Origin of the sequence: Streptomyces sp. Tu6071 (assembly GCF_000213055.1) — a bacterium.
GTDB classification, from domain to species: Bacteria; Actinomycetota; Actinomycetes; order Streptomycetales; family Streptomycetaceae; genus Streptomyces; species Streptomyces evansiae.
Genome location: NZ_CM001165.1, coordinates 2,774,663 through 2,789,803 on the forward strand (window position 1 = coordinate 2,774,663; position 15,141 = coordinate 2,789,803).

The following is a 15,141-nucleotide window of genomic DNA, read 5'->3' on the forward strand; positions in this document are numbered from 1 at the left end:
CGCACTCGGAGGGACCCCGATGACACCTGGTGTTATCGTTGCGAAGACATCAAGTGTCATCACTGTGAGTCCTGGGAGGCTGCTCATGCGAGCGGTGCAGATCGAGAAGTTCGGCGGCCCGGAGGAACTCCGCTTCGTCGAGACCGACACCCCCGAGCCGGGCCCCGGCCAGGTGCGGATCGCGGTGCGGGCCTGCGGCACCAACCCGGCGGACTGGGCGGTGCGCGAGGGGATGCTCGGCGGGCCGCTGCCGCAGGGCACGGGGTTCGAGGTCGCGGGCGTGGTCGACGCGCTCGGCGCGGGTGCCGAGGGGGTGTCGGTGGGCGACCGCGTCTTCGGGAACGTGCGGTTCGGCACCCGGACGAGCGGCGCCGCCGAGTACACCGTGCTCGACCACTGGTCCTTCGTGCCCGGGAGTCTGTCCTTCGCGCAGGCCGCCGCGATCCCGATGGCCGGTGAGACGGCCGTCCGCGCGCTCGACGAGGTGGGTGTCACGGGGGGCCAGACCGTCTTCATCAACGGCGCCAGCGGCGCGGTCGGGCAGCTCGCGACGCAGGTCGCCGTCCAGCGCGGCGCGCGGGTCATCGGGACCTCGGGCGCGGCGAAGGCGGCGCGGATGCGCGAGCTGGGCGCCGAGGTCGTCGCGCACGGCGACGGGCTGGAGGAGCGCGTACGGGAGCTGGCGCCCCAGGGCGTGGACCGCGTCGTCGACATCGGCCCCGGCGGCCAGCTCCCACTGCTCATCTCTCTCGCCGGGGGCGACACCTCGCACGTCGTGACGGTCACGGACTTCCAGAATGCGGACACGTACGGCGTGCGCGCGAGTGGCCGCGAGAACACCGTCTTCCGCTACGACGCGCTCCAGCCGCTCGCCGACGACATCGCCGCCGGCCGGATCAGCTTCCCGGTGTGGCGCGTCGAGCCGTGGGAGAAGATCGCCGAGGTGCAGGAGACGATCCGGTCGGGCAGGAGCGGGGGCAAGACGGTGCTGCGCGTGAGCGAGTGAGCCGGGACGGTCCCTTTACGGGGTCCGGGACGGTCCCTTCACGGCCCGGGACACCCCCTCCCGGGCCTGGCCCCTCGGACCAGGGCGGGGCGAGCCATCCCCACGCCGCCCCGCCACACCCCCACACGCCCCGCCATCCCGCACACCCCGCGGGCCGCGCACCCCCCTCACTCCCGCGTCCGCCGCGCCACCCCCACCCCCACAGCCGCCACCACGGCCAGCGGGAGGAACACCGCCGCGAAGGCCGCCGGGTGCCCCGTGCCCGCACCCGCCGCCGACAGGTCGTGGCCCGCGCCCACCGCGCCGCCGCCCGCCGCCGCGAAGGCCGCGCCGCCGAGGGCGAGGAGCAGCACGTTGGAGAGGCCGTCGGACATCTGGAGCGCCGCCGAGTTGGTGCCCGCCTCCTCCGGCGCCGAGAGTTCGAGCAGGAGCGTGCTCGTGCCCGAGGTGACGATGCCCATGCCGAAGCAGCCGAAGCCCCACGCGACCGCGACGATCCACACCGGCGTCCAGGGGAGCAGTACGCCGGGCGCCGTCGCGATCGCCCCGGCGACGAGCACCATGCCGAAGGTCATGAACGTCCTGCGGTACGCGGACCAGGCGGGCCGCGCCTGCACCCAGCTCCCGAAGGCCCACGTGCTGCCGCCGAGCGCGAGCGAGAGCCCCGCGAGCGTCGGGCTCAGTCCCCGCTGCGTCACGAGCATGAGCGGGACGAAGGACTCGGCCGCGATGAACGCGCCCGCCGCGACCCCGCGCAGCAGCACGACCGCCGGGAGCCCGCGCGCCGCGCGCCACGTCCCGGGCGGCAGCAGGACCCGTACCGCCAGCGCGAGCAGCACCGCGCCGACGAGCGCGGGCGCGAGGGACCACCAGTCCGGGTCGCCCGCCGCGTACTGGAGCAGCCCGGCCGCGAGCGAGAGCGCGAAGGCCCAGGCGAGGCGGCCCCGGGGCGCGGTGCGCGGCGGGGCGTCCGGGTCCGCGGGCAGCGGTCCGGCGGCGCGGCGGCGGATCTGCGGGAGGGCGAGGAGAAGGGGCAGCAGGATGAGGACGGGGATGCCGAGGAAGACCCAGCGCCAGCCGAGGTGTTCGGTGACCGTCCCCGCGATGAGCGGCCCGACGACCGAGGGCACGACCCAGCACGCCGAGAAGGCGGCGAGGATCGCGGGCTGGAGCCTGCGCGGGTAGGCGCGGCTGACGACGACGTACAGCGCGACGATCACGAGGCCGCCGCCGAGCCCCTGCACCGCGCGTCCGAGCACGAAGACCCACATGCTGCCCGCCGTGCCGCACAGGAGCAGTCCGGCCGCGAAGCCGCCGATGCCGAGCGTGATCGGCGCGAGCGGTCCCGCCCGGTCGGCCCACTGGCCGGCGAGGACCATCGCGAACAGGCTCGTCGTGAAGTACGCGGAGAACGCGAAGGCGTAGAGCGGGACCCCGTGCAGTTCGCGCGCCGCGACCGGCATCGCCGTACCGACCGCCGTCGCCTCGAAGGCGATGAGCAGGACGACGGAGACGATGCCGAGGCTGAGCGCGAGGTACGGGCGGGAGAGGACACCGCCCGCGGCGGGCACGGGGGCCGGTTCGACGGGGACCGGTATCGGGACGGGGTCCGCGGCTTCGGCGCCGGGCTGCTGGCTCGTACTCACCGGCCCAGGGTAAGGGGCGAATGCGGCATACGTCCCTGTCCGGAGCCGGGTACGCGCTCCTCCTTTCGGCGTACGACCCCGGACGGGCCGGTACGGGACGGCCGCGCCCCGTGTGGCCTCCCGTGAACGCCGTATGTCGGCTCCGTGGCGGGGACGGCCGATCCCTTGCCCGCGCCCCCTCCCGCTCCTACGGTCGGGGTACCGCACAGCACACGGCGGGCCAGGGACAGCGGTCCGTACGTGTGCGCGTGGCCGTGTGCCCGAGTGGCTCAGGGGCCGGCCTGCAAAGCCGGTTACGTCGGTTCGAATCCGATCACGGCCTCGGTCGAGCGGAAGGGCCGGGCGTCCCAGGAGAAGGGGACGCCCGGCCCTTCCGCGTGCGCGCCCCGGTACGGCCCGCGCGCCCACGTACGAGCACAAGTACGGGCACGGGCGCGAGCACGAGCGCGACTCACCCGCGCACCCGGCGCCCGGCCCCCACCGCCTACGGGTTCGCCACCGCCTGCTGCGGCCTGATCGGCAGCCGGTTGACGAGCCGTCCCGTCGCCGCGCGGACCGCCGAGGCGATCGCCGCCGGGGTCGTCACGACCGGGACCGCGCTCGCGGCCTTCGCGCCGAAGGGGGCGATGACGTCGCGCTCCTCGACGAGGCGCACGACGCGGATGTCCGGGGTGTCGAGCGCGGTCGGGAGCGGGTAGCCCGTCAGGTCGGGGTGGCGGACGAGGCCGCGCGGGGTGCGGAGGTTCTCGGTGAGCGCGGCGCCGACGCCCTGCGTGACACCGGCCTCGATCCGAGCGCGGAGCTGCGCCGGGTTGAGCACCCGCCCCACGTCCTGCGCGACCGTCAGCTCGACGACCCGGATCGCGCCCAGCTCGATGTCCACGTCCACGACCGCGCGCACCGCGCAGAAGGCGAGCCCCACGAAGGCGTCGCCCTGGCCGTCCGCGTTGAGCGGTTCGGTCGGGTGGGGGCGGCACTGCGCCGTCGCCCACAGCTCCTTGCCCTCCAGGGTCTCCGCGACCGTCGTGGAGAGGACCCCGTCGTAGCTGGTGATCTTGCCGTCCGCGATCTGGAGGAGTTCGGCGGACATGCCGAAGGTGTGCGCGAGGGGCTGGAGGAGCTGCGTACGGACCATCTTGGCGGCGCGCTCGACAGCCCCGCCCGAGACCCACGTGTGGCGGCCGTGGCACGCAGGCCCGGCGGGCGGCTGGTCGGTGTCGACGGGGGCGACGCGCACGTCCTCGATGCCGAGCACGTCCTGCACGATCTGCCGCGCGAGCGTCGAGAAGCCCTGCCCGGTCTCGACGGCGGCGCAGATGACCGTCGCCATGCCGTCGTGGATCTTCACCGTCGCCGTCGCGACCTCGTCCGCGCCCTCCGCGCCGAGCATGTGCACCATGCCGACCCCGTAGCCCACCCCGCGCCGCACGGCCGCCGGGTCGCCCGCGCCCTCGGGGCCTCCGGGCAGCAGCCACTCGTCCTCGGGGGTGTCCTTCGGGAGCGGGGGCAGCTCCTCGTCCCGTACGGCTTCGAGGAGTTCGGCGACAGGCGCGGGGCACGTCACGGTCTGCCCGGTCGGCAGGACGTCCCCGGTCGCGAGGACGTTGCGCAGCCGCAGCTCGGCCGGGTCGACGCCGAGTTTCTTCGCGAGCTTGTCCATCTGCGCCTCGTACGCGGCGCACACCTGCATCGCGCCCTCGCCGCGCACGTGCCCGGACGGCGGGTTGTTCGTGCGCACGACCCAGCCCTCGACGAAGGCGTTCGGGACGACGTACGGGCCGCAGGCGAAGGAGACGGCGGCGGCCAGCGCCTCGCCCGAACTGCCCGCGTACGCGCCCGCGTCCATGAGGATCTGCGCCTCGACCTTGACGAGGCGGCCCTCGGCGTCGGCGTGGTGGCGGTAGCGGAGCAGGGTCGGGTGGCGGTGGGCGTGGCCGAGGAAGGAGTCCTCGCGCGACGCCGTGAGCTTGACGGGGCACTGGGTGCGCATCGCGAGCAGCCCGAGCGGCAGCGTGAAGCTCTGGTCCTCGCGGTCGCTCGTCGCGCCGGGGACGCCGGTCACGACGACCTTGACCTGGTCCGGGCTGAGCCCGTAGCACGCGGCGGCGAGGTCGCGGTCGCCGTGCGGGTCGGTCGAGGCCGTGTACAGCTCGACGCCCCCGTCCGGGCGCGGGACGGCGAGCCCCGCCTCGGCGCCGATCGGGGCCGGGTCCTGACGGCCGATGCGGTAGAGCCCGTCCACGACGACCTCGCCGACCGCCTCGGGGTCGCCCGAGCGCAGCGGGATGTGCCGCACGAGGTTCCCGTCCGGGTGCAGCGGGGCCGCCTCGAAGGACTCCTCGGGATCGGTGACGGGGTCGAGCGTCTCGTAGGTGACCTGCACGGCGGCGGCGGCCATGCGGGCCGTGTCGGGGTGGTCGGCCGCGACGGCGGCGATCGCCTCGCCGTGGTGGCGGACGACCTCGGAGGCGAAGACGGGCCGCTCGCCGCCGAAGGAGTGCGCGGGCAGGTCCTCGTGCGTGAGCACCGCGCGCACGCCCCGCATCCGCAGCGCCTCGCTCGTGTCGATCGAGACGATCCGCGCGTGCGCGTGCGGGGAGCGCAGGACCGCCGCCCACAGCAGGCCCTCGGCCCACAGGTCCGCCGCGTACGGGAAGGTGCCCTCGGTCTTGGTGCGCAGCTCGGCGGGCGGCAGCGAGGTGCCGAGGCCGAAGGGGGGCCGCTCCTCGGCCTGTTCGTCCCCCAGGCTCTCCAGGGGCTCCAGGGTCGACTCGCTCATGCCTGGCCTCCGTCCTGGGGGTGGGCTCCGGGCGCCCCGTGCGCGTAGCTCTCCTCGGGCCCGTAGCCCTCCTGGGGCGCGAAGTGCTCACCGGCGCCGTAGGTGCGCTGTCCCGGGTCCTCGTAGGGGCCTTCGGCGGGGTACGGGCCTTCGGGCGGGACGGCGAAGCCCGCGCCGTACGTGCCCCCGGCCTCGCCGAGGTCGGTGCCGTAGGGCGGGGTCGCGGCGGGCTCCTGGTCGACGGGGCCCGGCTGGTGCGGGACCCGGGCGTGGGGGTGCCCGGCGGGCGGCTCAGCCTCGGCGGCGGCCTCCTCCTTCGCGGCAGCCCGCTCCTCGCTCGCCTCGCGGCGGCTCCCGGCGACGTCCTGGACGGCGTCGAGCACACCCCGGTACCCGGAGCAGCGGCACAGGTTCCCGCACAGCGCCTGACGGGTCTCCAGCGCGGTCGGCGCCGGGTTGCCCTCCAGGAGGTCGTGCACGGTCATCGCCATGCCGGGGACGCAGAAGCCGCACTGCACGGCGCCGTGCGCGGCGAGCGCGCGCTGCACGTCGGACGCCTCGCCGTCGCGCGCGAGCCCCTCGACGGTGCGGACCTCGCTCCCGGCGGTCGTCGCGGCGGGGACGAGGCAGGAGGCGACGAGCCGTCCGTCCACCTGGACGTTGCACGCCCCGCACTCGCCCTGCGCGCACCCGTCCTTGGCCCCGGCGAGCCCGAGCCGCTCGCGCAGCACGTAGAGCAGGGACTCGCCGATCCAGGCGCCCTCGACGGGCCGTTCGACGCCGTTGACGGAGAGCGTGTAGGAGGCGAGGGGGTGTTCGTCGGGGAGGGGGAACCCGGGGGGCACGGCGGCGGATTCGGGGCCGGGCTCTGCCGAGGACCCGGTTTCCGCAGGGGGCCCGGTTTCCGCCGGGGGCTCGGCCGTCGCGTCGGCGGCGGCCTCGGGTACGGGCTCGTCCGCGACATCCCGTTCGGGAGCGGCCTCGGACTCGGGGGCGGCCTCGGGCTCGGGGGCGGCCTCGGGCTCGGGGGCGGCCTCGGGCTCCTGAACGGCCTCCGCCTCGGGGGCCGTCGCCGCCTCCGGCTCCTCCTCGCCCGGCACATACCCCGGCGCCGTCTCGTGCCGGGGCTCCGGCACACTCGCGACGCCGGGCGCGTCCCCACCGGGCGCGGGCGCGTCCCCACCGGGCGCGGGCGCGTCCCCACCGGGCGCGGGCGCGTCCCCACCGGGCGCGGGCGCGTCCCCACCGGGCGCGGGCGCGTCCCGAACCGCCCCCGTCTCGTCCCGAACGGCCGTCTCGTCCCTGGCCGCTTCCGCCTCCTGCGCCGCCACCGCCCACGGTGCGAGCGCGCCGCCGGGGAGGGTCGCGGGGGCCGTGCCCGACCACTGGGAGGTGAGTGAGGAGCCCTGGAACTCGCCGGACTCCTCGGGAAGCGCGCCCTCCGCGACGGGGATCTGCCACTGCCCTGTCGCTCCCGAGGCGCTCGGCTCGCTCGGCTGGGCGTCGCGCGCGGCCTCGGCGGCGGGCTCGGGCGTGAAGGCGGCGAACTGGACCGTGGTTTCCATCGGGCTGGGCCCGTACGCCGGTTCGCCGGGTGCTTCGGGGCCGGGCTCCGCCTGTTGCTGCGGGAAGGCCCACTGCCCGGTCGCGCCCGGGTCCGTACCGGCGGCCGGGATGCGCGGCGGCACGTAGCCGTGGCCGGGGGCCGCGAGGGGGGCCGCGTCGAGGAGTCCTTCGGGGAGGCTCACGAAGGCGGTCGCGTCGGCGTCGTAGTCCGTGTGCGGGACGGGTTCCCAGCCGCCGTAGGGCCCCGGGCCCTCGCCGTAGGGGTCCTGCTGCGACGGTGTGGGCCGGTCCTGTTCCTCGCTCATGCGAGCGCCCTCCCCAGTGCGCGACGGGCCAGCGCGGCGACGGTGCGGCGCAGGTGCTGAACGGCGGGCGTGAGCGGGGGCACGACGCCGTCCTCGCCCGCCGGTTGTTCGGGTACGCAGGCGGCGGCGACGTACTCGCCGAACGCGGCGAGCGCCTCGGGCGCGAGGCTGCGGTCGCCGTCCCAGTCCACGAGCGCGGAGACCCACGCCTCGGCTTCGAGGGGCCGCAGCGGCATCGGCGCGATCGCGCCGACCGCGCAGCGCACCGCGCGCCGGGCCGGGTCGAGCACGAGGGCGAGCGAGGCGACCGCGCGGCCGGGCCCGGTGCGTCCCGTCGCCTTGAGGAAGACCTGCGGGGCGTGCAGGAGCGGTACCCGTACGTGCGAGATGAGTTCGCCGCCGCGCAGCGGGTCCATGCCCGTCAGGAGGTGCGAGACGGGGACCTCGCGGCGCGCGCCGCCCGCGCTCGCGAGGAGCACGGTGGCTTCGAGCGCGGCGAGGACGGGGAGCGCGTCGCCCGTGGCGGCGGCGGTCGCGATGTTGCCGCCGAGGGTGCCCGCGTTGCGGATGTGCGGGGGCCCGGCGGCGCGCGCGGCGGCGGCGAGGGCGGGGATGAGCGCGGCGAAGTCGGGGCGGCCCATGCGCGCGTGCGTGAGCCCGGCGCCGAGCAGGGCGTGGCCGTCGAGGTACTGCCAGCCGCGGATCTCGGCGACGCGGCCGAGGCCCACGAGGGCGGCGGGGCGCAGGAGTCCGGCGTTGACGGCGGCCATGAGGTCGGTGCCGCCCGCGACGGGCACGGCGGTGGGGGTCGCGGCGAGCGCGGCCACGGCCTCCTCCAGCGTGGCGGGCAGGGAGACCGCCGCATTCGGTGCCTGTGTGGTCAAAGCGGCTGCCCCTTCCCGTTGCCCCGGACGTGTCCCGCCTGTGGCCTGTGCTGCCGTACGGTACGTCGTCACGGGCCGGACGTGGCAACTCTGGCACATCTTCGCGCGGGTGCGGAGCGGGGGTGGGGGCGGGGCCGGGGCGGTCCGGTGGCAGGGAGCGCGCGACCGCGTCGCGGCTCGCGCCCCGCTCCCCCGGACCCGCGCCCCCTGCCCCGCCGTTGACTCACACGCGCGGCGGCCTGCCCTCCCTCGGGAAGCCGCCGACGCCGGGGCGCCGCTGCCACGGCTTCGGGCCGTTCTTCGGCCGGTAGGCGACGCCGAGCGCGTCGAGCCGCGCGTAGTGCGCCGCGTCCATGCGCCGTGCGAAGCCCTCGTAGTCGCGCGCGTCGGGGGCGGGGAGTTCGCTCCAGACGACCTCGGAGAACGCGGCGAGGCGCGGGAAGGTCTGGTAGTCGCGGCGGTCCTGGCTGTCCATCACCTCGGCCCAGGAGTTGGCCTGCGCGCCGAGCACGTGGCGCGCCTCCTCGGGGGTCAGCTCCGGCGGCACGGGTTCGAAGCGGTAGATGTCCTCCATGGTCCGTACCCAGCCGATCGGGACGGGCTCCTCCTCGCCCCCGGCCTGCCGGAAGTCGAGGTAGACCTGCTGCTCGGGGCACATGACGACGTCGTGCCCGGCGCGCGCGGCGGTGATGCCGCCCGCATAGCCGCGCCAGGAGGTGACGGTGGCGCCGGGCGCGAGCCCGCCCTCCAGGATCTCGTCCCAGCCGATGAGCCGGCGCCCGCGCGCGGTCAGCCACGTGTCGAAGTGGCGGATGAACCAGCTCTGGAGCCCGTCCTCGTCACCGACGCCGAGTTCCGCGATGCGCTTCTGCGCGGTCTCCGACGCCTTCCACTGGTCCTTGGGGCACTCGTCGCCGCCGATGTGGAAGAAGGTGGACGGGAAGACGTCCAGGACCTCGGTGAAGACGTCCTCGTAGAATCGCAGGACCTCTTCGGTGGGGGCGAGGACGTTCGGGTTGACGCCCCACGTCTCCCACACGCCCAGCGCCTCCGTGTCGACGACGTCGCTGTTGCCGAGGTGCGGGTACGCGGCGATCGCGGCCTGCGAGTGGCCGGGGACGTCGATCTCGGGGACGACGGTGACGTGCCGCTCGGCGGCGTACGCGACGATCTCGCGCAGGTCGTCCTGCGTGTAGTAGCCGCCGTGCGGGGTCTCGTCCCACAGCTCGGAGGTGCGGTGGCCGCGCTTGGTGCGGGGGCGCCAGGCGGCGGTCTCCATGAGCTTCGGGTGGCGCTTGATCTCGATGCGCCAGCCCTGGTCGTCGGTGAGGTGGAAGTGCAGGACGTTGAGCTTGTGCGCGGCGAGCAGGTCGATCGTGCGCAGCACGCTGTCCTTGGGCAGGAAGTGGCGGGCGACATCGAGGAGGTGGCCGCGCCAGGCGAAGCGGGGGCTGTCCTCGATCTCCGTGTACGGGATCTCGACGCCGGGCGCCGCTACGGGCACGGGCGCGGCGCCGGGGACGGCGGGCACCGCGGCGGTGAGCGGTGCGCGGCGCAGGGCCTGGGGCCCGGCGAGCTGGCGGAGCGTCTGGACGCCGTAGTAGACCCCGGCGGGCCCGCCCCCGGTGATGCGGACGCCTTCGGCGCCGACGGTCAGGACGTACGCCTCGGGGGGCGCGCTCGCGTCGATGCGCAGGCGTACGACGGGGCCGTCCCCGGATTCCGGGAAGTCGAGCCCGAGCGGCACCCCGAGGTCGCGCCGCAGGGCGCGGGCGGCGGTGGCGGTCCCCGGCCCCGCGTCGAGCCGGGCGGAGGCGTCGAGGCGGAGGGTGCCGTCGGGCGCGGCGCGGACGTGGCGGGGGGCGGGGAGGAGGGTGGCGAGTACGTCGGGCGCGGCGTCGGGCAGGGAGTCCGGGTGGTCCAGTCCAGTCATGAGGTCTAGTCCACCAGATAGCGGCTGACATGCGAAGACCTGGAGCGGGACCGGTTTCGGATCGGGAACGCGCCGTGCGGCCCCGGGACGCACGGAACCCCCGCGCCGCCCGGTGGGGACCGGGGGTGCGGGGGTCCGTGCATGAGGAGAGGACCCTGGCCGTGCGGGAGGCGGGGGCCGGGGGCTACTTCTTGCCGCCGCCCTTGCCGTCCTTGCCGTTGTTGTCGCCGCCGGGGCCCATGGAGTCGTAGATCTCCTTGCACATGGGGCACACGGGGTACTTCTTCGGGTCGCGGCCGGGCACCCAGACCTTCCCGCACAGGGCGACGACGGGCGTGCCGTCGAGCGCGCTCGCCATGATCTTGTCCTTCTGGACGTAGTGGGCGAACCGCTCGTGGTCACCGTCGCCGTGCGAGGTCTGCGGGACCGGTTCGACGAGAGTGGAGGTGTTGCCACCGCGCTCGGGCTCAAGAGTGCTCATAAATTCCAAGGGTACCCACGCGACAGGCCACGGCGGGAACGCCCGCGAGCCCTCAGTTCAGGCTCGCGTCCTCCGGGTACGTCGCCATCATGGCCAGCGTCCCCCGCTGCCTGCGCAGCACCTCGCGCCACAGGCCCTCGGGGTGTTCGGCCGAGATGTCGCCGGGCTCCGCGTCGACCACGTACCAGGCCCCCGCCTCCAGCTCGTCCTCCAGTTGCCCGGGGCCCCACCCCGCGTACCCGGCGAAGATCCGCAGCGCGCCGAGCGCGGCGGCGAGGAGTTCGGGCGGGGTCTCCAGGTCGACGAGGCCGATCGCCCCGTACACGCGCCGCCAGCCCAGCGGGCTCGTACGGGCCCCGGGCTCCCCCGGCACGACGGCGACGCCGAGCGCGGAGTCGAGCGAGACGGGGCCGCCCTGGAAGACGACACCGGGCGCGCCCGCGAGCGGCCCCCAGCCCTCCAGGATGTCGTCCACGCCGACCGGGGTCGGCCGGTTGAGGACCACGCCGAGGGTGCCCTCGGCGTCGTGGTCGAGGACGAGGACCACCGCGCGCGCGAAATTCGCGTCCGCGAGGGCCGGTGTGGCGACGAGCAGTCGCCCTGTGAGCGAGGACACCCCGGTCATGACAGCCATGATCCCGCATCGGCGCAAGGGACGGGGAGTGGGTCACGCCGGGCTCGCCGCCGCAGCTCAGGGCGCACAGGGGCGTCCCCCGCGCACGACACGCGGATGGTGACGTACCGCATTTGGTTCTCAACCGTTCGTGTTGTGGCGAACTCATGACGCTTTGTGCCCCGTTCAGGCACGCCGTCCCCCCTCCCGCGGCGATTACGCTTTGCTTCGGCCCTGTCCACCTCCTTCGGAACGCGAGATCGATGACCGTCACCGACGATGTACTGCTTGTCCACGGCGGAACCCCGCTGGAGGGCGAGATCCGGGTCCGAGGCGCGAAGAACCTCGTGCCCAAGGCCATGGTCGCCGCGCTGCTCGGCAGCGAGCCGAGCACGCTGGGCAATGTGCCCGACATCCGTGACGTCCGGGTCGTGCGGGGTCTGCTCCAGCTCCACGGCGTGACCGTGCGCCCCGGCGAGGAGCCGGGCGAGCTGGTCCTGGACCCGACGCACGTCGAGAGCGCGAACGTCGCCGACATCGACGCGCACGCCGGTTCCTCGCGCATCCCGATCCTCTTCTGCGGCCCCCTGCTGCACCGCCTGGGCCACGCCTTCATCCCCGGCCTCGGCGGCTGCGACATCGGCGGCCGGCCCATCGACTTCCACTTCGACGTGCTGCGCCAGTTCGGCGCCCGCATCGAGAAGCGCGCGGACGGCCAGTACCTGGAGGCCCCGCAGCGGCTGCGCGGCACCAAGATCCGGCTGCCCTACCCTTCGGTCGGCGCGACCGAGCAGGTGCTGCTCACGGCGGTGCTCGCCGAGGGCGTGACCGAGCTGTCGAACGCGGCGGTGGAGCCCGAGATCGAGGACCTCATCTGCGTCCTCCAGAAGATGGGCGCCATCATCGCGATGGACACCGACCGGACCATCCGGATCACCGGTGTGGACCGTCTCGGCGGCTACCGCCACCGCGCCCTCGCCGACCGCCTGGAGGCCGCCTCCTGGGCCTCGGCCGCCCTCGCGACGGAGGGGAACATCTATGTGCGCGGGGCGCAGCAGCGCTCGATGATGACGTTCCTCAACACGTACCGGAAGGTCGGCGGCGCCTTCGAGATCGACGACGACGGCATCCGCTTCTGGCACCCGGGCGGCAAACTCCACTCGATCGCGCTGGAAACGGACGTCCACCCGGGTTTCCAGACCGACTGGCAGCAGCCCCTCGTCGTCGCCCTCACGCAGGCCACGGGCCTCTCGATCGTCCACGAGACGGTCTACGAGTCCCGCCTCGGCTTCACGGCGGCGCTCAACCAGATGGGCGCGCAGATCCAGCTCTACCGCGAGTGCCTGGGCGGCTCGGACTGCCGCTTCGGCCAGCGCAACTTCCTCCACTCGGCCGTCGTCTCGGGCCCCACCCGCCTCCAGGGTGCCGACCTGGTCATCCCCGACCTGCGCGGCGGCTTCTCGTACCTCATCGCCGCCCTCGCGGCCCAGGGCACGAGCCACGTCCACGGCATCGACCTGATCAACCGGGGCTACGAGAACTTCATGGACAAGCTGGTGGAACTGGGCGCCAAGGTGGAGCTGCCGAGCAAGGGCCTGGCGTAGCGGGCACGTGAAGGGGGCGGTCACCCGGTTGGGTGACCGCCCCCTTCACGTGAAAAAACTTAGCCCCTCCGGCGTTTGAGGAGCGGGGTGTGGGGCGGAGCCCCACAAAGGGGCCCACCCCGCGCACCCGGGGCGACTTACTTCCCCTTCGCCGCTTCCTTCAGCTTGGAGCCCGCCGACACCTTCACGGAGTAGCCCGCCGCGATCTGGATCGGCTCACCCGTCTGCGGGTTGCGCGCCGTACGAGCCGCACGGTGCGTGCGCTCGAAGGTCAGGAAGCCGGGGATGGTGACCTTCTCGTCGCCCTTGGCGACGACGTCACCGACCACCTCGGCGAACGCGGCCAGCACGGCGTCGGCGTCCTTACGGGTCACCTCGGCACGGTCGGCCAGGGCGGCCACCAGCTCACTGCGGTTCATGTTGTGTACTCCCGTGTTCTTCTTGCCGTTGAGGCGTGCCACGCGGCGTTGCCGCATGTTGGGCAACAGCGAAGCCGATGCTGCCAGGGTCCACGAGGTCCCCCGGACCCGGGTCCTGCTCTACGGACCCTCGCGCCCAGAGAGGCATCCTGCCCCCACCTGCGGCGGGAACGCCAATCCGGGTCCCCCGTGGAGCCGCGGGCGCGTCGTGTCTCGTGCCCGACACCCTAGGTGCCGGGTGCGGGGGCGGCGATTCGCGACGCGCCGACCATACGTCTGCCCGCTCGGCGCGGGCCGATGCGCGGCGTGGCGTGCCTCACGTGCGCCACGCCGGGTGGCACGGGTCGTCCGCACCCCGTGCCACCACGGCCGAAGGCTCTCGTCGCACTGTACGGAACCGGCCTGTACGGGCCCCGCGCGGCCTCAGCCGGCCGCGGGCGGGACGGGGCCGCTCATGGCGGCCTCCGCCGACTCACCGGCCGCGCGGGCGGCGTCGCGCACCGCTCCGGCGACCGCGCCCGCGACCTTGTCGTTGAAGACGCTGGGGATGATGTAGTTGCGGTTCAGCTCGTCGGCGCTCACGACATCGGCGAGCGCGGTCGCGGCGGCGAGCATCATCTCGGTGTTGACGGTGCGCGACTGGGCGTCGAGCAGGCCGCGGAAGACACCCGGGAAGACCAGCACGTTGTTGATCTGGTTCGGGAAGTCGGAACGCCCGGTGGCGACGACCGCGGCGGTGCGGCGGGCCTCGCCCGGGTCGACCTCGGGGTCGGGGTTGGCGAGCGCGAAGACGATCGCGTCGTCCGCCATCGCGGCGATGTCGTCGCCGTCGAGGACGTTCGGCGCCGAGACGCCGATGAAGACGTCCGCGTCGCGCACGGCCTCCTTGAGGGTCCCCGTGAGGTTCTCCGGGTTGGTGTTGTCGGCGATCCAGCGCAGCGGTGAGTCGGGGGCCGCGTCGACCAGGTCCGTACGGCCCGCGTGCACGACGCCGTGGATGTCGGCGACGACGGCGCGCTCGGCACCGGCCGCGAGGAGGAGCTTGAGGATCGCCGTACCGGCGGCGCCCGCGCCCGACATGACGACGCGCACGTCCTCGATCTTCTTGCCGACGACGCGCAGCGCGTTGGTGAGCGCGGCGAGCACGACGATCGCGGTGCCGTGCTGGTCGTCGTGGAAGACGGGGATGTCCAGCGCCTCGCGCAGGCGGGCCTCGATCTCGAAGCAGCGCGGCGCGGAGATGTCCTCCAGGTTGATCCCGGCGAAGCCCGGGGCGATCGCCTTGACGATCTCCACGATCGCGTCCGTGTCCTGCGTGTCGAGGCACAGCGGCCACGCGTCGATGCCCGCGAAGCGCTTGAAGAGCGCCGCCTTGCCCTCCATGACGGGCAGCGCGGCCTTCGGGCCGATGTTGCCGAGGCCGAGCACGGCGGAGCCGTCGGTGACGACCGCGACCGAGTTGCGCTTGATCGTCAGGCGGCGGGCGTCCTCGGGGTTGTCGGCGATCGCCATGCAGACCCGCGCCACGCCGGGCGTGTAGACCATGGAGAGGTCGTCACGGTTGCGGATCGGGTGCTTGGACTGCATCTCGATCTTGCCGCCGAGGTGCATGAGGAACGTACGGTCGGAGACCTTGCCGAGGGTCACGCCCTCGATGCCGCGCAGCTTGCTGACGATCTCGTCGGCGTGCGCCGTGGAGGAGGCGGCGATGGTGACGTCGATACGGAGCTTCTCGTGGCCGGAGGCGGTCACGTCGAGACCCGTCACCGAGCCCCCGGAGGACTCGACGGCCGTCGTGAGCTGGGAGACCGCCGTACCGCTCGCGGGCACCTCAAGACGGACCGTCATCGAGTAGGAGACGCTGGGCGCCGTTGCCATGCCGACTTCCTCTTTCCACCTGGTGTT

General features: G+C 74.4%; 11 protein-coding genes and 1 tRNA gene. 3 read left to right on the plus strand and 9 right to left on the minus strand.

What is annotated here, in order from left to right; translation table 11 throughout:
* The first annotated feature begins 85 nt into the window (after positions 1–85).
* Complete coding sequence (locus tag STTU_RS11345; RefSeq protein WP_007822845.1) at positions 86–1,006, plus strand: NADP-dependent oxidoreductase; 921 nt, start codon at positions 86–88, stop codon at positions 1,004–1,006.
* Between the two features lie 167 nt (positions 1,007–1,173).
* Here the strand turns inward: STTU_RS11345 and STTU_RS11350 are convergent, their stop codons facing one another.
* Positions 1,174–2,652, minus strand: a complete 1,479-nt coding sequence (locus tag STTU_RS11350) for an MFS transporter (protein ID WP_007822846.1) — start codon at positions 2,650–2,652, stop codon at positions 1,174–1,176.
* Positions 2,653–2,902: 250 nt separating this feature from the next.
* Between STTU_RS11350 and STTU_RS11355 the strand changes: the two genes are divergently transcribed.
* Positions 2,903–2,974 (plus strand) — tRNA-Cys (locus STTU_RS11355).
* A 162-nt stretch (positions 2,975–3,136) separates the two neighbouring features.
* On the opposite strand, the gene STTU_RS11360 is transcribed toward STTU_RS11355, so the two are convergent.
* The 6 genes from STTU_RS11360 to STTU_RS11385 form a co-directional block, all read right to left on the minus strand.
* Positions 3,137–5,431 (minus strand): xanthine dehydrogenase family protein molybdopterin-binding subunit, encoded by a 2,295-nt coding sequence (locus STTU_RS11360; RefSeq protein ID WP_052862354.1) that lies wholly within the window; start codon positions 5,429–5,431, stop codon positions 3,137–3,139.
* Positions 5,428–7,302 carry a 2Fe-2S iron-sulfur cluster-binding protein gene (locus STTU_RS11365; RefSeq protein WP_052862355.1) on the minus strand — a complete coding sequence of 625 codons (1,875 nt, stop codon included), beginning with the start codon at positions 7,300–7,302 and terminating at the stop codon, positions 5,428–5,430. Before STTU_RS11365 ends, STTU_RS11360 begins: the two co-directional genes overlap by 4 nt.
* A complete protein-coding gene (locus tag STTU_RS11370) occupies positions 7,299–8,186 on the minus strand; it encodes an FAD binding domain-containing protein (protein WP_007822859.1) in 888 nt (295 codons plus the stop codon). Before STTU_RS11370 ends, STTU_RS11365 begins: the two co-directional genes overlap by 4 nt.
* Positions 8,187–8,409: 223 nt before the next feature.
* Complete coding sequence (locus tag STTU_RS11375) at positions 8,410–10,119, minus strand: beta-N-acetylhexosaminidase (protein ID WP_043254871.1); 1,710 nt, start codon at positions 10,117–10,119, stop codon at positions 8,410–8,412.
* A 184-nt stretch (positions 10,120–10,303) separates the two neighbouring features.
* Complete coding sequence (locus STTU_RS11380) at positions 10,304–10,600, minus strand: DUF3039 domain-containing protein (RefSeq protein ID WP_007822864.1); 297 nt, start codon at positions 10,598–10,600, stop codon at positions 10,304–10,306.
* Between the two features lie 52 nt (positions 10,601–10,652).
* A complete protein-coding gene (locus STTU_RS11385) occupies positions 10,653–11,234 on the minus strand; it encodes a YqgE/AlgH family protein (RefSeq protein ID WP_043254873.1) in 582 nt (193 codons plus the stop codon).
* 242 nt (positions 11,235–11,476) lie between these two features.
* Here STTU_RS11385 and murA point away from each other — a divergent pair, with 242 nt between their 5' ends.
* Complete coding sequence (gene murA / locus STTU_RS11390) at positions 11,477–12,817, plus strand: UDP-N-acetylglucosamine 1-carboxyvinyltransferase (RefSeq protein WP_007822867.1); 1,341 nt, start codon at positions 11,477–11,479, stop codon at positions 12,815–12,817.
* Between the two features lie 137 nt (positions 12,818–12,954).
* On the opposite strand, the gene STTU_RS11395 is transcribed toward murA, so the two are convergent.
* Together STTU_RS11395 and STTU_RS11400 are read right to left on the minus strand one after the other, a co-directional pair.
* Entirely contained in the window at positions 12,955–13,236 is a 282-nt protein-coding gene (locus tag STTU_RS11395) for an HU family DNA-binding protein (RefSeq protein WP_008745984.1), read from the minus strand.
* A 423-nt stretch (positions 13,237–13,659) separates the two neighbouring features.
* Positions 13,660–15,114, minus strand: a complete 1,455-nt coding sequence (locus STTU_RS11400) for an NAD-dependent malic enzyme (protein WP_009068307.1) — start codon at positions 15,112–15,114, stop codon at positions 13,660–13,662.
* Positions 15,115–15,141 lie beyond the last annotated feature (27 nt).